The organism is Nocardioides rotundus (assembly GCF_019931675.1).
Taxonomy (GTDB): Bacteria; Actinomycetota; Actinomycetes; order Propionibacteriales; family Nocardioidaceae; genus Nocardioides; species Nocardioides rotundus.
Map to the genome: position 1 here is coordinate 2065942 of NZ_CP082922.1, position 17712 is coordinate 2083653.

The following is a 17712-nucleotide window of genomic DNA, read 5'->3' on the forward strand; positions in this document are numbered from 1 at the left end:
TCCTCACCACAACGAGAGTCGTAACCCGAAGTTACGTCTGGTCTCGCGAGAGGGTCAGGCCGCTCTCGGCGAGAAGCTCCACGAACCGCTCGAAGCTCTCGGCCGGCGCGCACGCGAGCAGCTCCTTGCCGTAGGCACCGGGCAGCATCGCGGTCCGCGCGCCGGCCTCGCGCGCCACCAGGGCCCCGGCGGCGTAGTCCCAGGGGTTGACGCCCTCCTCTGCATAGGCGTCCGCGCTGCCCTCGGCCACATGGCACAGGTCCAGCGCGCACGCGCCCATCCGGCGCAGGTCCCGCACCTTCGGCAGCAGCCGGGCCAGGGCGGTCGCCTGCACGGCCCGCTGGTCGGCGTCGTAGCCGAAGCCGGTGAGGACGAGCGACTCCTGCAGGGGCGGTGCGGTGCGTACGGCGAGGGGCCGGCCGTCGCGGGCGGCGCCGCCGCCCAGGGAGGCGGAGTACTCCACGCCGGTCGCCACGTTGCGGACCACTCCGGCCACGACCTCGCCGTCGACCTCGGCCGCCACGGACACGGCGTACTCCGGGAGCCCGTAGAGGAAGTTCACGGTGCCGTCGATCGGGTCGACGACCCAGCGGACGCCGGTCTGCGACCCCGCGGTCTCGCCCCGCTCCTCCCCCAGGATCGCGTCACCGGGGCGCAGCTCGGCGAGCCGCTGCCTGATCAGGTCCTCGCTGGCACGGTCGGCGACCGTCACGACGTCCACGCTGCTGCTCTTGGTGTCGGCGACGTCCACCCGGCCGCGGGCGTGCTCGGCGACCAGCTCGGCCGCCTCGGCGGCGACCTCGCGGGCGACCGTGAGCAGCTCCTCCGGTGTGACGGTCATGCGCTCTGCTCCTGACCGAGAGCGGGGCGGGGCCCGCGGGGGTTGGCGCAGCACCCGGCAGGACACCGGTCCGGAAGGGCGAGGAAGCGGCCCACCGCCGGGCGCTCGGGTTCCTCCCCGCGCTCGGCGGCCGCGCGCTCGAGCAGCAGCTCGCGGACCATCGCCACGAACCGCGGGTCGATGCCGGGGGTGGCCGCGCGGACGAACGGCAGGCCGATCTCCTCCGCGGTGGCCGCGGCCTCGGTGTCGAGGTCGTAGACGACCTCCATGTGGTCGGAGACGAACCCGACGGGGATCACCACCGCCGCGGTCGCGCCCTGCTTCCGGATCGTCCGCAGGTGGTCGTTCACGTCCGGCTCGAGCCACGGCACCTGGGGAGGGCCGGAGCGGGAGCAGAAGACCAGGTCGCTCTCCATCCGCCGGGTGGTGCGCTTGCGGACGCGCTCGGTCACCGCGGCGACGGCGCTGCGGTGCTGCGCGACGTAGGCCCCGCCCACCGGCCCGCTGGCGTCGTTCATCGCCTCGGGGATGGAGTGGGTGACGAAGACGAGGTGCACGCGCTCCAGCGCGTCCGGCGGCAGCTCGGCCAGCGCGGTCAGGGTGGCGTCGACGACCGGCTCGATGAAGCCGGGATGGTTGAAGTAGAGCCGGAGCCGGTCCAGGACCGGGGCGCCCTCGACCTCCGCGACCGCGTCGGCGAGGTTCTCGCGGTACTGACGGCACGAGGAGTAGCTGGAGTAGGCCGAGGTGATGAAGCAGGCGGCCCGGCGCACCCCGTCGTCGCGCATCTGGCGCACGGTGTCGGCCAGGTAGGGGTCCCAGTTGCGGTTGCCCCAGTAGATCGGCAGGTCGAGGCCGGCCCCGGCCAGGTCCTCGCGCAGCGCGGCCAGGAAGTCGCGGTTGAGGTCGTTGATCGGGGAGCGTCCGCCGAAGCCGTAGTAGTGCTCGCCGACCTCCTCCAGCCGCTCCCGCGGGATGCCCCGGCCCCGCGTCACGTTCTCCAGGAACGGGACGACGTCCTCGGGCTTCTCCGGCCCGCCGAAGGAGACCAGGAGCAGCGCGTCGTACGGGCTCGCGTCGGGACTGCTCATGGGTCGATCCTAGGAGCGTCTCGAAGTGGCTCAGGAGCCGGTCACGGCCCTAGGCTCGCGCCGATGCTCACGACCTACCGTCGGGTGCTCGCCCACCCCGGCGCGCTCGCGTTCAGCGGCACCGGGCTGGTCGCCCGGCTCCCGCTCTCGATGATGGGCATCGGCATCGTGCTGCTGGTCTCCTCGGTGACCGGGTCCTACACCATCGCGGGCTCGGTGTCGGCGGTGTACGTCGTCGCCAACGCCGTCTTCGCGGTCGTGCAGGGGCGGCTGGTGGACTCCCTGGGCCAGCATCGGGTGCTGCCCGTCGCCGCGGTCCTCTTCGCGGTCGGCCTCGGCGGGATCATGGTGAGCGCCCAGGCGGGCTGGCCGCTGACCGCGACGTATGCCGCGGCATTCCTCAGCGGGGCGAGCCTGCCCCAGGTCGGCTCGTGCGTCCGAGCCCGGTGGGCCCATGTGCTGCACTCGCCGTCCGAGCGGCAGACCGCCTTCGCGCTGGAGGCCGTCTTCGACGAGGTGGTCTTCGTCGCCGGCCCGGTGCTCGTGGCGATGCTCGCGACCGGGGTGCACCCGCTCGCGGGTCTCGCGGTGGCCCTGGTCGTCGGTCTGTTCGGCCCCCTGGCGCTGGCCGCCCAGCGCGGGACCGAGCCGCCGGTCCACCCGGTCCACCACGAGGACGGGACGCGCCCCGGCATGGTGTGGGGCGTCGTGGCGCCGCTGACCGGCGCGATGCTCGGCATGGGCGTGCTGTTCGGAGCGACCGAGGTCGCCACCATCGCCCTCGCCGAGAGCCAGGACGCGGCCCGATGGTCGGGCGTCCTGCTGGCCGCCTTCGCCGCCGGGAGCCTCCTGGCCGGCGTCGTCACCGGGGCCGTCGCCTGGCGCCGCGGGCCCGCGGCGCGCCTCGTGCTCGGGTCGCTGGGGCTGCTCGTCGCGTTCGGCCCCACTCCCTTCCTCGATTCGCTGCCCGTGCTCGGCGGCTGGCTGCTCGTCTGCGGCCTGTCGGTCTCGCCGGTGCTGATCGCGGGGATGTCGCTCGTGGAGCAGGCCTCCCCCGCCCGCCGGCTGACCGAGGCCATGGGCATCCTGCACACCGGCCTGGCCGCGGGGGTGGCGCTCGGTGCGGCGGTGGCCGGCGCCGTGGTGGACCGCCTGGGCGCCGGGCCGGCCTACTGGGTCTCCGTGGCCGCGGCCGTCGTCGCGGTCCTCTGCTCGCTGGCGGCCCGGCAGCGAGCCTGACCTCCGCCCGGGACGCGGGATCAGACGTTGGCCGGTCCAGACATCGGCGCGGACCAGCGGCGCCACATCGCCAAGAGCCGCCAGCTCAGGCACAGGCCGGCGCCGCCGAGCGCGACGACGCCGAACGGGAGCCCGGCCCGGTCGAGCAGCACCGCCACGAGCGCCCCGGCGAGGGCGGGGGTGGCATAGAGCTCGCCGGCGAAGATGGTGGGGACGCGGCCGGAGAGGACGTCGCGCAGGATGCCGCCGCCGATCCCGGTGACCATGCCCATCAGGGCTGCCGGGAGCGGACCGAGGCCGTAGGCGGTGGCCTTGAGCGCGCCGGTGACGCAGAACAGCGCGAGCCCGAAGGCGTCGAAGACGTTGATCAGCCGCTCCTGCCGGCCGATCGCGGGGTGAAAGGCGAAGACCAGCACCCCGGCGGCCATCGGCACCAGGAGATAGCGCCAGTCGGCCAGCGCGGCCGGCGGGGTCGCGTCGATCAGCACGTCGCGCAGGAACCCGCCGCCGAGGCCGGTGGCCCCGGCGAGCACGAGGACGCCGAAGAGGTCGAGCTGCTTGCGCACCGCCATCAGGCCGCCGGAGATCGCGAAGACGAAGATGCCGAGCAGGTCGAGCACGATGAACGACGCGGGGACCACATGGGAACGCTATCGCCCGCCGCCCGGCTCGCCGCCACCGCTGCGGGCGGCGCAGCGGCGCGCTGGCGTAGGCTCGGCGCCACCAAGACCAGAACACGTGGGACCAAGGAGCTCGACCACCGATGGCGCACCTGACGCTCGCAGGAATGAGCGAGGACGGGCGGCGTCTGCTGCTGGTGGACGACCAGGGGAACGAGCACACCCTGGACGCGGATGCGACGCTCCGCAGGGCCCTGCGTGGAGAGCACGAACGCCTCGGCCAGTTGGAGATCGATATGGACAGCGCCCTCCGCCCCCGCGACATCCAGGCTCGCATCCGCGCCGGCGAGACCCCGGAGGCGGTCGCGCAAGCGGCTCAGACGACCGTGGACCGGATCATGCCGTTCGCCAACCCGGTGCTCGCCGAGCGGGCCCACGTCGCGGACCGCGCGCAGCGGGCGTCCGTACGCCGGCCCGCGGGCGAGGCGGGCGCGCGCACGCTCGGCGACGCGGTCGGCCGGCACCTGCGCGGTCTCAACGTCGCCGAGGACACCGTCGAGTGGGACGCGTGGCGGCGCGAGGACGGCCGCTGGAGCCTGTCGGCGGCCTTCGCGACGTCGGCCCGCAAGGGCACCGCGTCGTTCTCCTTCGACGCCCCCGGCAACTTCGTCACGATCGAGAACGAGGACGCCAAGTGGCTCGTCGGCGAGCAGGTGGACAAGCCGCGCTCGACCGGGACCCGACAGCCGCGTCAGCGGCGCCTGTCCTCGGTGGCCGCCGACGAGCTACCGCTGGGCGAGGACGCCATCGAGATGGTCTCCGACGAGCCCGCGGCCACCGAGGACGCCCAGGCCGCGGCTCCCACCGAGGACACCGTCGACCTCGACGAGACCGCCGCACGGGTCCGGCGCGGCGAGCCCGTCCGGGAGCCTGCGGCGGGCGAGGCCGCGGAGCCCGAGGTCGTGGCGGAGCCCGAGCGCTCGGAGGAGCCCGCCTCCGACGCGTTCCTCGCCTCCGCGTTCCGCCGGCAAAACCCTGCGGGAGCGCGCGAGACCCCCTCGCCCGGGACCGAGGCGAACCCCGACGACGCCGTCGATGGTGCCTCGCCGGTCGACAGCGAGCCGGTGCACGAGGCTCGCGATGCCGAGGCCGGTGGCGACGGCGCGGCGACCGAGGACTCGCGGAGCGCCGAGGAGGCGGACCCCGCCCCCGCACGCCGTCAGGTGAGCAAGAAGCGCGGTCGTGCGTCGGTGCCCAGCTGGGACGAGATCATGTTCGGCGGGTCGGACAAGGAGTCCTGACTCACCCGCGCTCGACTGGCCGGTCCGGGTCGCTGATCCAGCCGGACCAGGACCCGGGGTAGAGCGCGGACCGCACGCCGGCGAGCTCCATCGCCAGGACGTCCAGGCAGGCGGTGACGCCGGAGCCGCAGTAGGCCGCGACGTCGGCACCGGGCACGGCGCCGACGGCGGCATAGATCTCGGCCAGTTCCTCCCGTGAGCGCAGGCCGCCGCCGGGACGCAGGTTGTCGGTGGTCGGCACGTTGACGGCGCCCGGGATCCGGCCCGCCACCGGGTCGACCGGCTCGGACTCGCCGCGGTAGCGCTCGGGAGCGCGAGCGTCCACCAGTACGTCGACCCCCGCGACCTCCGCCGGCCCGACCACCGGCATCCCGCCGGGCCGCGCCACGAAGTCCCCCGGAGCGACCTCGCCCGGCCCCGTCTCCACGGTCCGCGGGCCCTCCACCCACGCCGCCCAGCCGCCATCGAGGAGCCGGACATCAGGGTGGCCGTGGTGTCGCAGCAGCCACCAGGCCCGCGCGGCCGCGTGGCCCTGCCGTCGTCGTACACCACCACCGGCCGGTCGCCGGAGACCCCGGCTTGCCGCATCGCCTCGGCGAACCGCTCCGGCTCGGGCAGCGGGTGTCGCCCGCCCGGCCCCGGCGGAGCTGCGAGGTCGGCGTCCAGGTCGACGTAGACCGCCCCCGGGACGTGCCCGGCCTCGTAGTCCGGGCGTCCCGGCGGCCCGCCCAGGCGGTAGCGCACGTCCAGCACGCTCACCCGGCCCTCGGCCACGGCGGCGACCAGCTCCTCCACGGTGATCAGCGGCGACGTCATGGCCTCATCCTGCCCCCGCGGGCGTCGGCGCGCTGTGACAGGATCTCGGTCCGTGGCCGAACTGCACTTCTTCACCGGAACGATGGACTCGGGCAAGAGCACCCTGGCCCTGCAGACCAACCACAACCACGCGGTGCGCGGCCGCTCCGGACGGGTCTTCACCGTCCACGACCGCGCCGGGGAGTCGGTGCTCTCCAGCCGCCTCGGCCTCACGATGGACGCGATCGAGGTGCCGGAGGACTTCAGCTTCTGGCGCTACGTCGTCGACGAGCTCACCCACGGCGGGCGGATCGACTACCTGATCTGCGACGAGGCCCAGTTCTACACCCCCGACCAGATCGACGAGCTCGCCAAGGTGGTCGACGAGCTGCAGATCGACGTCTTCGCCTTCGGCATCCTCACCGACTTCCGCAGCCGGCTCTTCCCGGGCAGCGCCCGGCTGGTGGAGCTGGCCGACCGGATGGAGGTGCTGCAGGTCGAGGCGCTGTGCTGGTGCGGGAAGCGCGCCACCCACAACGCCCGCACCGAGGACGGCGTGATGGTCGTCGAGGGCGAGGTGATCGTCGTCGGCGACGTGGACCACCACGACGCCGCGGATCCCGGCCCGGCCCCCGAGGTCGCCTACGAGGTGCTCTGCCGTCAGCACCACCGCCGCCGGCTCACCGCGGCGCGCGCTCGCGCCGTGAGCCTGGCCCCCGAGCCGCTGCCGTTCGGCTGAGGCGCCGTACTCCCCCCCTCAGGCGACGATCATCGGGATCAGCATCTCGGCCGGCGTCAGCGACCCGTGCAGGCCGACCAGGGTGGTCTCGTAGCCGAAGTCCACCGACGACATCACCCCGAGGTCGCCGCGCGCGGCGACCACCACGTCGCCCAGCCGCGGCAGCACCGCGGACGTGGCGGGCCCGAACCAGCCGCGCGCCAGCGCCTCCTCGCGGGGCAGCACCTCGGCCCGCTCCCCCAGCGTCCCGCGCCAGGCGTCGACCACGTCGGGCACCGCGCCGCTGCGGCAGTAGACGTGGCGGAACCGCGCCTCGCCACCCAGCAGCACCACCCCGTCGCGCATCTCCGGGTGCTGGTCGACGTCGACCCGGGACGACGCCGGGCTGTCCACCATGCCGTGGTCGGCGACCACGAGGAGGCGTACGGCGGCCGGCAGGGCCTCCCGCAGCTGCTCGGCCTGGGCGTCCACCGCGGCGAGCTGCTGCAGCCACTGCGAGCTCGCGACCCCGTAGCGATGGCCGGTCCAGTCCAGGTCGCCCTCGTAGGCATAGGTCAGCGAAGGCGTGCGGGACGCCGCGGCGACGCAGGCCGCGATCCGCTCGCCGACCCGGTCGGCGCCGACGTACTCCGCACCCCGGTTCGAGGCCACCGTGAGCCCGGACCCCGCGAACTCGCGCTTGTTGACCACCGTCACCCGGGCGCCCGCCGAGGCCAGCCGGTCGAAGGCAGTGGTGTGCGGCTGCCACTCGATCGGGTCGACCTTGGCGTCCCAGAACAGGGCGTTGAGCAGGTGGTCGCTGCCGGGGATGCGGGAGGTGAATCCCACCAGCCCGTGCGTGCCGGGCGCGAGCGCGGTGCCGAGGGAGGTCAGCGAGGTGGCCGTGGTGGAGGGGACCGTGGCGGTGCCGGGCGCCTGCTCCCGCATCAGCTCGGCGAGGAACGGCGCCGCGTGGGCGTGCCGGATCAGCAGCTCCGACCCCAGCCCGTCGACCAGCAGGACGACGTAGCCCGGCGCCGGCGGCAGGACCAGCGCGGTCTCGACCCCGGGCAGCGGGGTGCCGAGCGCGGCGGCGACCGCGGGGACGACGTCACTGAGCGACCGCTGGTGGTAGGCCGGCTCGACGAACCCGCTCATGCGCCCCGGGTCCGCGCGGACAGCGCGCCGGCGAAGGCGAGGAGTCGCGGCACCGCGTCCTGGCCGTCGGCGGCCGCCGACACCCGCAGGGAGAAGTCGTCGCCGGCCAGCATGCCGGTGTAGCCGTGGTCGGCCTCGCAGTCGGGGTCGCTGCAGGCGGCCGGCTCCAGGTCCAGCCGGGACACACCGCCCCAGCTCACCGTCAGCACCGCCTCGGCGGGCGGCCGTGGGCCGCGCGTCGGGTTGGCGACCATCCGGGTCACGACCACCGAGCGCACCGAGGACAGGGTGATCGCCTCGGTGGAGGTGGACGTGTAGGGCTCGGGCAGCAGGTCGTCGCCCGCGTGCTCGTCGGTGTGCCCCAGCACCAGGCGGGTCGGCGTCAGCACGACCACGGTGAGGTGGCGTCGTACCTCGTCCCGGTCGAAGGTCGGCTCGTGGTGCACGAAGAAGGACTCGACGACCTCGCCGCCCAGCGCCGTCTCGACGCCCTCGGTCACCACCTCGGGGTAGTAGCCGGTGCGCTCGAGCGCCTGCTTCAGCTCCGGGAGCCGGTCTCGACCCGTGCCCGGAGTCTCGGTGGGAGTACGACGCATACGGCGCAGTCTGGCACGGGCCACCCGGACACCGGTTCACCTGACCCGAACGGGCCCCCGCGGCACCACCCGCCCGCGCCGTCGTCGCGTCCGCCTCAGCCGGGCAGCGTGTCCCCCGGCGGGCTGGTGAGCCGGCGGACGAACCAGTCCGACCGGGCGTCGGCGACCGGCTCGACCCGGATCGCGCTCTCCAGCACGGCGTACCCGTCGGCGTTGACCAGGACCAGCCCGAGGTCGAGCGAGCGCACCTGGGGGAGATCGTTCTGCAGCTGCGAGACGCGCAGGATGAGGTCCTCCACCGCCGCGACGTCGACGATCTCCGACCCGCGGTAGCCGAACAGCAGCGGCGAGGCCTTGACCTCGCGGACCATGTCGCTGGCGTCGGTCGGCGACAGCGGCGGGATCCGGTAGGCGCGGTCGCCCAGGAGGTCGGTCATCGGCCCGGAGATGCCGAAGGAGACGACCGGTCCGAAGAGCGGGTCCTCCAGGGAGGAGATCGCGACCGGCACGCCCGGCGGGGCGTTGCGCTGCACGACGAAGCCGGCGTCCTGCGGGTCGACGATCAGCTGCGTCAGGGTCTTCCACGCGTCCCGCATCGCCGCGGCGCTCTCGATGTTGCGCCACACGTGCGCCATGTCCGGACGGTGTCGCAGCCGCTCGTGGGTCGCCTTGAGGACGACGTCCCAGCCCAGGTCCTCCCCCGCGGCGACCGCCTCGTCGACCGTCGCCACCGGCCGGGCCAGCCACAGGTCGATGCCGTAGGCGCCCAGCAGCGCCGCTCGCTCGGTCTCGTCCAGCTCGCAGCCCTCGGGATGCTCGATGAGCACCTCGCCGACCAGCCGCTTGGCGCCCGCCTCGTCCACCTCGACCTGCGGATCGGCGGCCACCTCGCCGGGGTGGCGCAGCCACAGGGAGTAGTCCACCACCCGGGCCAGCGCCCAGACGGCCGCCTCGACGGCGGCGTACGACGGCACTGACCCCCGACCGGCGGTGTTGCCGGCCACGTCGGGGACCCGGAGCAGCTCGGGGATGCCCTCGGCCGCCAGGAAGGTGGAGACCAGCGGCTTGTCCGACTGCTCCCCTACCGCGGCCAGCACGTTCGCCACGTCCTCGCCGCTCACGTTCACCGGCGGGATGTAGACCGCGACGACCGAGTCGACCTCGGGGTCGTCGATCGCGGCGTCCAGCGCGTCCTCGAACTCCTCCCCGCCCGCGTCGGCCCCCAGGGAGTCCGAGCGGTTGACCACCAGCCCGGCCGCGGTGGCCGCGTCCGTGGCCAGCAGACCCAGCGCGTCGGAGTTGCCGACGATCGCGACCCGCCGGCCGCGGGGCAGCTGCTGGTGCGCCAGGAGCTGGGCGACGTCGAACATCTCGTCCAGGGTGTCGACCTGGATCACGCCGGACTGACGGAACATCGCGTCCACGGCCTCCGGCGGCGCGCCGATGCGTCGTACGGCGTGGCCCATCGGGACGCCCTGCGTGGTCCGCCCCGAGCGCACCGCCACGATCGGCTTGCGCCGGGAGACACGGCGGGTGATCCGGGAGAACTTGCGCGGGTTGCCGATCGACTCCAGATACAGCAGGACGACCTCGGTGCTCTCGTCCTCCTCCCAGTACTGCAGCAGGTCGTTGCCCGACAGGTCGGCCCGGTTGCCCGCCGAGACGAAGGTCGACAGGCCCAGGCCGCGCTTGTCCACCCGCTCCAGGATCGCCGAGCCCAGGGCGCCGGACTGACAGAAGAAGCCGGCCCGGCCCCGCGGCGGCATGATCGGGGACAGCGAGGCGTTGAGCTGCACGCTCGGATCGGTGTTGATCAGCCCCAGCGCGTTCGGCCCGACCAGCCGCAGGCCGTAGGACCGGGCCAGCCCGACCATCTTCCGCTGCCGCTGGCGACCGGCCTCACCGGTCTCGGCGAACCCGGAGGAGATGACCACGAGGCCGTGCACGCCCTTGGCCGCGCAGTCCAGGACGACCTCCTGCACCGCCTCGGCGGGTACGGCGACCACGGCGAGGTCCACCGAGTCCGGGATGTCGTTGACGTTGCCGTAGGCCGGCATCCCCGACACCGACGTCGAGGAGTTGTTGACCACGTAGACCCGCCCGGTGAAGTCGGCCAGCAGCAGGTTGCGCAGCAGCACCTGGCCGATGCTCTCGGTCCGGCGGGAGGCGCCGATCACGGCCACCGAGCTCGGCCGGAAGAACTTCTCGATCGAGGCGGCCTCGGCCCGGTGCTCCCGCTGCTCCATGACGTGCAGGGCGGTGTCGGTCGGGTCGATGCTGAACTCCAGCATCATCACGCCGTCCTCATACCCGCTGGTGACCTGGTATCCAGCGTCGCGGAAGGTCGAGATCATCGCGTGGTTGTCGGGCAGCACCTCGGCCACGAACCGCTCGATCCCGCGCTCCCGCCCGGTCTGCGCCAGGTGCTCCAGCAGCAGCTGGCCGATCCCGCGCCCCTGATGGGCGTCCTCGACCAGGAACGCCACCTCCGCCTCGGCGGGCTTGATCTTGTCCCAGCGGCCCACGGCGATCATCTGGCCGCCGACCAGCACGATGAGGGCCACCCGGTCGACGAAGTCGACGTGGGTGAAGCGGTAGACGTCCTTCGGGGACAGGTTCGGCATCGGTGCGAAGAAGCGGTAGTACTTCGACCGGTCCGAGACCCGGGAGTAGAACTGGACCAGCAGGTCGGCGTCCTCGGGCCGGATCGGCCGGATGTGCGCCGTACGCCCGTCGCGCAGCAGCACGTCGGCCTCCCAGTGCCGCGGTGGCGGGGCCACGATCTCGCCGGTGCTCTCGGGCTCCTCCTGGGGCTGCTGGGGGGTGCTCACGGGTCCGAATCTAGTCCAAGGACCTACCGGCGGCGTGCCCGCCGGTGAACCCGGGACGACACCGGAGAGAATGCGCCCATGGCAACACGCAGCAAGGTCCCGCCGCCGGAGGACTTCGAGGAGAACATCCTCGACACCGACATCCGGGACGAGATGGAGACGTCCTTCCTGGAGTACGCCTACTCCGTCATCTACTCCCGCGCCCTCCCCGACGCCCGGGACGGTCTGAAGCCGGTCCAGCGGCGGATCCTCTACACGATGGATCAGATGAGCCTGCGCCCCGACCGCGGGCACGTGAAGTCCGCGCGCGTGGTCGGTGAGGTCATGGGTCGTCTGCACCCGCACGGCGACGGCGCGATCTACGACGCCCTGGTGCGGATGGCGCAGAGTTGGTCGATGCGGCTGCCGATGGTCGACGGCCACGGCAACTTCGGGTCGCTGGACAGCGGCCCCGCGGCGATGCGCTACACCGAGTGCCGGATGGGCCCGGCGGCGGTGGCGATGACCGGGTCGATCGAGGAGGACACGGTCGACTTCAAGCCCAACTACGACTCCCGGGAGTACGAGCCCACCGTCCTCCCCGCCGCGATCCCCAACCTGGTGGTCAACGGCACGACCGGCATCGCCGTCGGCATGGCCACCAACATGGCGCCGCACAACCTGGTCGAGGTCGTGCAGGCGCTGCGACACCTGATCAAGAGGCCCGACGCCTCGGTCGACGACCTGATGCGGTTCGTGCCCGGCCCCGACCTGCCGTCGGGCGGCAAGATCGTCGGCCTGGACGGGATCCGGGACGCCTACGAGGCCGGGCGCGGCAGCTTCCGGATGCGGGCCACCGCCCGGGTCGAGACCGTCGGGCGCCGCAAGGGCATCGTGATCACCGAGCTCCCCTACGCCGTCGGCGTGGAGAAGGTCACCGAGCGGATCAAGGCCCTGGTCCAGGCCAAGAAGCTCTCCGGCATCGCCGACATCAAGGACCTCTCCGACCGCGCCCAGGGGCTGCGGCTGGTGATCGAGGTGAAGAACGGCATCAACCCCGACGTGCTGCTCGAGCAGCTCTACAAGCAGACGCCGCTGGAGGAGTCGTTCTCCATCAACGCCGTCGCCCTGGTCGACGGGCAGCCCCGCACGCTGGGCCTGCGCGAGCTGCTCCAGGTCTTCTTGGACCACCGCTTCGACGTGGTGCGCCGCCGTACGGCGTTCCGCCGGGCCAAGGCCGCCGACCGGCTGCACCTGGTCGAGGGGCTGCTCATCGCGATCCTGGACATCGACGAGGTGATCCAGCTGATCCGCTCCAGCGAGGACGCCGGCGAGGCCCGCGAGCGGCTGATGTCGGTCTTCGACCTGACCGAGCCGCAGGCCACCTACATCCTGGAGATGCAGCTGCGCCGGCTGACGAAGTTCTCCCGGATCGAGCTGGAGAAGGAGCAGTCCGAGCTGGAGCGGGAGATCGAGGAGCTGGACGCGATCCTCGCCGACGAGGCGCTGCTGAAGAAGGTCGTCTCCGACGAGCTCGGCGAGGTCGCCAAGACCTACGGCACCCCCCGCCGCACCGTGCTGCTCGCCTCGGCGGGCAGCCAGGCCACCGCGGCCGCGGCCACCCCGCTGGAGGTCGCCGACGACCCCTGCTTCGCCTTCCTCTCCGCCACCGGGCTGCTGGCCCGCTCGGCGAACGCCGACGCCCCCGGCACCGGCGAGGGCCGCACCAACCACGACGTGGTCGCCTCGGTGGTGCTGACCACCAAGCGCGGCGAGATCGGGGTGATCACCACCCGCGGCCGGCTGCTCAAGCTGGACGTGCTGGACCTGCCGGAGCTGCCGCCGTCGGCCAACGACCCGAACCTCCAGGGCGGGCTGCCGGTCACCGAGATGCTGGTCCTCGACGGGGAGGAGCGCGCACTGGCGCTCACCTCGCTCGGCTCCGAGGGCCCCGGGCTCGCGCTCGGGACCCGGCACGGCGTGGTCAAGCGGGTCAACCCCGAGGTGCTCGGCCGCCCGGAGTGGGAGGTGATCTCGCTCAAGGACGACGACGAGCTGGTCGGCGCCGTCGAGCTCACGACGGGCGAGGAGGAGTGCTGCTTCATCACCTCCGACGCCGCGCTGCTCCACTTCAGCGCCTCGCTGGTCCGGCCCCAGGGTCGCGGCGGCGGGGGCATCGCGGGCGTGAAGCTGGGGGCGGGGCACAGCGCCGTCTCCTTCGGCGCCTTCGACCCCTCCGACGCGGTCGTGGTCACCGCGGCCGGCTCCTCGACCGCCCTCCCGGGCACCGAGGCCGGGTCGGTGAAGGTGACCCCGTTCGGCGAGTACCCCGCGAAGGGGCGGGCCACCGGCGGCGTGCGGTGCCATCGCTTCCTCAAGGGCGAGGACACGCTGGTCTTCGCGTGGGCCGGGCCGGCGCCGGCTCGGGCCTGTGCGGCCAGCGGCGCCCCGGTCGAGCTGCCGGACGCGACGGGCAAGCGCGACGGCAGCGGTGTGCCGGGGAGCCAACCGATCGCGGCCTGTGCGGGACCGGTGGCCGCTCGGGTCCCCGCCGATGCCGGTGTGGAAGGCTGAGGCCATGCGCGTGCGCCGTACTCTCGCCGTCGTCGCCTCCCTCCCCCTCCTGCTCGCCGCCGCCGGATGCTCCGGTGACGACGGCGGCGAGGGAGCCGCGGAGCGCAGCCCCGAGCAGGTCGTCGCGGCGGCCGCACGGACGCTGGACTCCACCTCGGGAGTGCGGCTGCGGCTGAGCACGCCCTCCCTGCCCGAGGGCGTGGACGGGATCACGGCAGCGGACGGCGTGGCCACGAACGCGCCCGCCTTCGACGGCACGATCAGCGTCAACTTCGCGGGCACGGCCGTGGAGGTCCCGGTCGTGGCGGTCGACGACACGGTCTACGCCCAGCTGCCGCTGACCACGGGCTGGTCGAAGATCGACCCGAAGGAGTACGGCGCGCCCGACCCCGCCGGCCTGATCACCGGCGACTCCGGCTTCTCCTCCCTGCTGCCCGCCACCTCCGGGGTGCGGGAGGGGCGCAGCGTGCGCGGCGGCACCGACAACTCCGAGGTGCTGACCACCTACACCGGGTCGGTGCCGGGCACGGCGATGAAGAAGGTGATCCCCAGCAGCTCCGGCGACTCCTTCGACGTGGAGTACCAGATCACCGATGACGACGAGCTGCGCGAGGCCAGCTTCACCGGCGTCTTCTACCCCTCGGCGCCGGAGATGACCTACCAACTCAACCTCGACGAGTACGGCGTGACCCAGCAGATCACCGCCCCCACGACCGCCAGCCGGGGCTGATGCCGGCCCGGGTGCTGCTGGCCCTCGCCTCGGTGGCGGTGGCCTTCGCGGCCGCGGACACCTATGTCGTGGTGCTCGCGCTGCCGGACATGATGGGCAGCGTCGGCATCCCGATCGACGAGCTCCAGCGGGCGGCCCCGATCGTCTCCGGGTTCCTCCTGGGGTACGTCGCCATGCTGCCGATGATCGGCCGGATCGCGGATCTGCGCGGCCGGGTGCCGGTGCTCGTGATGGGGCTGGTCGTCTTCGCCGTCGGGTCGCTGGCGACGGCCGTGGCCTACGACCTGCCGTCCATGGTGGCGGGCCGGTTCCTGCAGGGGGTCGGGGGTGGGGCCCTGGTGCCCGCCACGCTCGGGCTGGTCGCGGACCTGTATCCCGCCCACCGCCGCGGGCTGCCGCTCGGCATCGTGTCCGCGGTGCAGGAGATCGGCTCGGTCCTGGGGCCGTTGCTGGGCGCGGTCGTGTTGGCGGTGGCCGACTGGCGGGCGATCTTCGTGCTGAACCTGGCCGTGGGCGTGGTGCTGGCCGTGGCCATCCGAGCCGCCGCTCCCGCCCCCGAGCCGCGCACCGGGCGGTTCGACTGGCCGGGGCTCCTGCTGCTGATCGTGGCGACGGTCGCCCTCGCGCTGGTGTTCCTGCGCCCGGCGATGATCATGCAGGACCTGACCTGGGGCGCCCTCTATGTGCCGTTCACCGAGGGCGGAGACCGGTGGCTGACCCCGATGGGGGCGATCGCCGGCGTCGCCGTACTCCTCACCGTCGTGCGCTGGCTGACCGCGCAGCGGCCGTTGGTCGACCTGCGCGCCTGGTTCGCTGCGGCTCGCGAGGCGGACCTGGTCGGCTCGCTGCTGGCAGGGGTGGCCCTGGGTGGGGTGATCCTGGCGTTCGCCACCGCGGATCCGGAGGTTCAGGTCTTCAGCGAGAACGGGCTCTGGTTCCTGCTCGGAGCGGCCGTGGCCGCGGTCCTGTTCGCCGTCCACCTGCGTCGAGCGGAGGCTCCGCTGGTCCCGCGCGGGGCGCTGGTTGCCCGGCCGGCGTGGGGTGCGCTGCTGGTCAGCTTCTTCGTCGGCGCCGCGCTCATCGCCGCGCTGATCGACATCCCGCTGTTCGCCCGGACCACGATCTATCCCGACTCCCAGTTGGATGCCGCGCTGGTCCTGGTCCGCTTCCTCGTCGCGCTCCCGGTGGGCGCCGTGATCGGGGGCTACCTCACCCGCGTTCTGCCCGCGGGCGTCGTGACGGCTGTCGGGATGATCCTGGCCGCCGTGGCGTTCGTGCTGATGTCGCAGTGGGGGCTGGAGTCGCTGCGGGCGCCCTCGGCGACGGTGGCGCTGGTGCTGGGCGGGCTGGGCTTCGGGCTGGCGCTGGCGCCGGTCAACGCCGCCGCGCTGGCCAGCACCGACGACGACAGCCACGGGCTGGTCAGCGCGCTGGTGGTGGTGTGCCGGATGGTCGGCATGCTGGTCGGGATCTCGGCGCTCACCACCCTGGGCCTGCGCCGCTACTACGCCGAGCAGGCCGCCGTACCTCCCCTCCAGGACGTCTGCGGCGGCCGGAGCCGGTGCGCGGAGTACACCGAGCTGCTCAAGCTCGCCGGCATCGCGCAGGAGCAGACCGTCTTCCTCGGCGCCGCCGCCTGCGCCACCCTGGCCGCCCTCCTCGCCCTCCTCCTCTTCCGCGGCGCCCCCACCCGCCAGGCAACAACCCCTCCCACCCCCGTCTGACCCCCTGACTGCCGAGTCGGCGCTACTTCACCTCCAGTCGGCGGGAGGAGGTACGGCGGCCCAGCCAGCGCAGCTGCTCGGGTAGCAGGCGGGTGCTGAAGCCCGGGGAATGCCCGCCGGGGGCCACGCGTACGTCGACCTCCCGCCGCTCTGCCCACGCCCGAACCGCGGGCAGGAAGGGGTCGCTGCGCCCCACGTCGATCCGGATCGGCGCCCGCAGCGGGTCCGCGAGCAGCTCCATCTGCCGCCGCCAGTCCGCGCCGGTGTCGAACGCGCCGGGGATCGTCCCCTCCGCGGCCCGCCAGGACGGCCAGATCGCCGGGCTCGACATCAGGACCGGCCCACTGCGGCTGCCGGACGCCTCCAGCCGGGAGGCGAGCAGCAGCGCACCGAAGCCGCCCATCGACCAGCCGAACCAGGCGGGCCGCGCGGTGTCGACGCCCCGCTCGGCCAACAGCGGCAAGAAGGCGTCCAACACCAGGGCCCCGGTGTCCGAGCCGTCGTCGCGCGCGTGCCAGTACGAGCTCTCCGCGTCGATCGCCGCCAGCGCCATGCGCAACCCGGCTCGCTCGGCCGCGGCCACCACACCGCGGTCCTGCAACACCTGCTCAGCGCTCTGCGCGGTTCCGTGCAACAGCACGATCAGGGGTACGGCGCCTCCGCCGGGCGGCCGGGCCAGGAACCAGCCGGCCGCGCCCCCGACGGCGTACTCGCTCTCCAGCGTGCCCTGCTCGACCCGCCACGACCCACCATCTTCGGAGCACGCCGCGCCCGGGGCACCGACGGCGCCGAGCCCGAGGGCCGCCAGCAGGGCCCGGCGACTCAGCGACGGTGTGGGCATGGACACCATGGTCGCACCCGAGGAGCCTGCACTACGGTCGGCCTGTGAGCGACTTCGAGGACCTGCTGGACGCCAACCGTGCCTACGCCGCCGAGTTCACCGACTCCGACTTCGACGGTGTGGCCCGCGCAGGCGTCGCCATCGTGACCTGCATGGACAGCCGGATCGACCCGCTGCGGATGCTCGGGCTGAGCCACGGCGACGCCAAGATGTTCCGCAACCCGGGCGGCCGGGTCACCCCCGAGGCGCTCGAGGCCCTGGTCCTCGGCGCGCACCTCCTCGGCGTGGACCGGGTGCTGATCGTGCCGCACACCCGCTGCGCGGTGGCCTCCTCGAGCGAGGCCGAGCTGCGGGAGCGGGTCAGCGAGTCCTCGGGACAGGACGCCACCTGGATGCGCTTCGGGGTGATCGACGACCAGCGCGCCGCCCTCGGCGAGGACGTGCGCAAGGTCCGCTCGCACCCCCTGATCCCGGAGAGCGTGAAGGTCGGGGGCTTCCTCTACGACGTCGACACGGGCCTGCTGGAGCAGGTCGTCTAGGACTGCGCCCGCCAGTCGTCGTCGACGCACTGGCAGAAGTCCCCGCTCGCCCGCGTGGCCCCGCTCAGCCGCCCGCCGAACGCGAGGTTGTGCCCGCGCGTCTACGCATGGCCCGGGCACGCGGGTGGGGCCGAT

The 17712-nt window shown here is 73.5% G+C and carries 15 protein-coding genes and 1 pseudogene; 7 read left to right on the forward strand and 9 right to left on the reverse strand.

The features are described from left to right. Nucleotides 1-31 precede the first annotated feature (31 nt). A complete protein-coding gene (locus tag K8W59_RS10310) occupies nt 32-841 on the reverse strand; it encodes an inositol monophosphatase family protein (protein ID WP_223393499.1) in 810 nt (269 codons plus the stop codon). Then, nucleotides 838-1932 (reverse strand): ferrochelatase, encoded by a 1095-nt coding sequence (locus tag K8W59_RS10315; RefSeq protein WP_223393501.1) that lies wholly within the window; start codon nt 1930-1932, stop codon nt 838-840. The genes K8W59_RS10310 and K8W59_RS10315 overlap by 4 nt, the downstream gene beginning before the upstream one ends. 63 nt (nt 1933-1995) lie before the next feature. On the opposite strand from K8W59_RS10315, the gene K8W59_RS10320 reads away from it, so the two are divergent. Then, a complete protein-coding gene (locus K8W59_RS10320; RefSeq protein ID WP_223393503.1) occupies nt 1996-3171 on the forward strand; it encodes an MFS transporter in 1176 nt (391 codons plus the stop codon). A gap of 20 nt (nt 3172-3191) precedes the next feature. On the opposite strand, the gene K8W59_RS10325 is transcribed toward K8W59_RS10320, so the two are convergent. Further along, a complete protein-coding gene (locus tag K8W59_RS10325) occupies nt 3192-3812 on the reverse strand; it encodes a trimeric intracellular cation channel family protein (protein WP_223393505.1) in 621 nt (206 codons plus the stop codon). A 122-nt stretch (nt 3813-3934) separates the two neighbouring features. On the opposite strand from K8W59_RS10325, the gene sepH reads away from it, so the two are divergent. Further along, nucleotides 3935-5092: a septation protein SepH gene (sepH, locus tag K8W59_RS10330; RefSeq protein WP_223393507.1), complete on the forward strand. Its 1158-nt coding sequence runs from the start codon at nt 3935-3937 to the stop codon at nt 5090-5092. Nucleotide 5093: 1 nt separating this feature from the next. Here sepH and K8W59_RS20310 read toward each other — a convergent pair whose 3' ends face one another. Both K8W59_RS20310 and K8W59_RS20315 read right to left on the reverse strand, forming a co-directional pair. Further along, on the reverse strand, nt 5094-5537 hold the full coding sequence (locus K8W59_RS20310; protein ID WP_317846264.1) for a sulfurtransferase: 444 nt from the start codon (nt 5535-5537) through the stop codon (nt 5094-5096). A 143-nt stretch (nt 5538-5680) separates the two neighbouring features. Next, nucleotides 5681-5908 (reverse strand): annotated as a pseudogene (locus K8W59_RS20315) (rhodanese-like domain-containing protein); the annotation flags it as partial. 52 nt (nt 5909-5960) lie between these two features. Between K8W59_RS20315 and K8W59_RS10340 the strand changes: the two are divergent. Then, nucleotides 5961-6626 (forward strand): thymidine kinase, encoded by a 666-nt coding sequence (locus tag K8W59_RS10340; RefSeq protein ID WP_223393509.1) that lies wholly within the window; start codon nt 5961-5963, stop codon nt 6624-6626. An 18-nt stretch (nt 6627-6644) separates the two neighbouring features. On the opposite strand, the gene K8W59_RS10345 is transcribed toward K8W59_RS10340, so the two are convergent. From K8W59_RS10345 to K8W59_RS10355, 3 genes are all read right to left on the reverse strand, one after another. Further along, nucleotides 6645-7763 (reverse strand): alkaline phosphatase family protein, encoded by a 1119-nt coding sequence (locus K8W59_RS10345; RefSeq protein ID WP_223393511.1) that lies wholly within the window; start codon nt 7761-7763, stop codon nt 6645-6647. Beyond that, nucleotides 7760-8359 carry a DUF5998 family protein gene (locus tag K8W59_RS10350; protein WP_223393513.1) on the reverse strand — a complete coding sequence of 200 codons (600 nt, stop codon included), beginning with the start codon at nt 8357-8359 and terminating at the stop codon, nt 7760-7762. The genes K8W59_RS10345 and K8W59_RS10350 overlap by 4 nt, the downstream gene beginning before the upstream one ends. A gap of 95 nt (nt 8360-8454) precedes the next feature. After that, nucleotides 8455-11190 carry a bifunctional acetate--CoA ligase family protein/GNAT family N-acetyltransferase gene (locus K8W59_RS10355; protein WP_223393515.1) on the reverse strand — a complete coding sequence of 912 codons (2736 nt, stop codon included), beginning with the start codon at nt 11188-11190 and terminating at the stop codon, nt 8455-8457. Nucleotides 11191-11268: 78 nt separating this feature from the next. On the opposite strand from K8W59_RS10355, the gene K8W59_RS10360 reads away from it, so the two are divergent. The 3 genes from K8W59_RS10360 to K8W59_RS10370 are packed head-to-tail and all read left to right on the forward strand — an operon-like array spanning nt 11269 to nt 16197. Further along, on the forward strand, nt 11269-13743 hold the full coding sequence (locus K8W59_RS10360) for a DNA gyrase/topoisomerase IV subunit A (protein ID WP_223393517.1): 2475 nt from the start codon (nt 11269-11271) through the stop codon (nt 13741-13743). 4 nt (nt 13744-13747) lie between these two features. Beyond that, nucleotides 13748-14473, forward strand: a complete 726-nt coding sequence (locus K8W59_RS10365) for an LppX_LprAFG lipoprotein (protein ID WP_223393519.1) — start codon at nt 13748-13750, stop codon at nt 14471-14473. Further along, entirely contained in the window at nt 14473-16197 is a 1725-nt protein-coding gene (locus K8W59_RS10370; protein ID WP_223393521.1) for an MFS transporter, read from the forward strand. The genes K8W59_RS10365 and K8W59_RS10370 overlap by 1 nt, the downstream gene beginning before the upstream one ends. A gap of 22 nt (nt 16198-16219) precedes the next feature. Here K8W59_RS10370 and K8W59_RS10375 read toward each other — a convergent pair whose 3' ends face one another. Further along, nucleotides 16220-17038, reverse strand: a complete 819-nt coding sequence (locus tag K8W59_RS10375; protein ID WP_223393523.1) for an alpha/beta hydrolase-fold protein — start codon at nt 17036-17038, stop codon at nt 16220-16222. Between the two features lie 44 nt (nt 17039-17082). On the opposite strand from K8W59_RS10375, the gene K8W59_RS10380 reads away from it, so the two are divergent. Next, nucleotides 17083-17577 (forward strand): beta-class carbonic anhydrase, encoded by a 495-nt coding sequence (locus K8W59_RS10380; protein ID WP_223393525.1) that lies wholly within the window; start codon nt 17083-17085, stop codon nt 17575-17577. The last annotated feature ends 135 nt before the right edge of the window (nt 17578-17712 follow it).

Excerpts from the sequence above, each read along its gene's own strand:
- K8W59_RS10310 (WP_223393499.1), bottom strand. The coding sequence starts at position 841 with ATGACCGTCACACCGGAGGAGCTGCTCACGGTCGCCCGCGAGGTCGCC.
- K8W59_RS10315 (WP_223393501.1), bottom strand. The coding sequence starts at position 1,932 with ATGAGCAGTCCCGACGCGAGCCCGTACGACGCGCTGCTCCTGGTCTCC.
- K8W59_RS10320 (WP_223393503.1), top strand. The coding sequence starts at position 1,996 with ATGCTCACGACCTACCGTCGGGTGCTCGCCCACCCCGGCGCGCTCGCG.
- sepH (WP_223393507.1), top strand. The coding sequence starts at position 3,935 with ATGGCGCACCTGACGCTCGCAGGAATGAGCGAGGACGGGCGGCGTCTG.
- K8W59_RS10345 (WP_223393511.1), bottom strand. The coding sequence starts at position 7,763 with ATGAGCGGGTTCGTCGAGCCGGCCTACCACCAGCGGTCGCTCAGTGAC.
- K8W59_RS10350 (WP_223393513.1), bottom strand. The coding sequence starts at position 8,359 with ATGCGTCGTACTCCCACCGAGACTCCGGGCACGGGTCGAGACCGGCTC.
- K8W59_RS10360 (WP_223393517.1), top strand. The coding sequence starts at position 11,269 with ATGGCAACACGCAGCAAGGTCCCGCCGCCGGAGGACTTCGAGGAGAAC.
- K8W59_RS10365 (WP_223393519.1), top strand. The coding sequence starts at position 13,748 with ATGCGCGTGCGCCGTACTCTCGCCGTCGTCGCCTCCCTCCCCCTCCTG.
- K8W59_RS10370 (WP_223393521.1), top strand. The coding sequence starts at position 14,473 with ATGCCGGCCCGGGTGCTGCTGGCCCTCGCCTCGGTGGCGGTGGCCTTC.
- K8W59_RS10375 (WP_223393523.1), bottom strand. The coding sequence starts at position 17,038 with ATGCCCACACCGTCGCTGAGTCGCCGGGCCCTGCTGGCGGCCCTCGGG.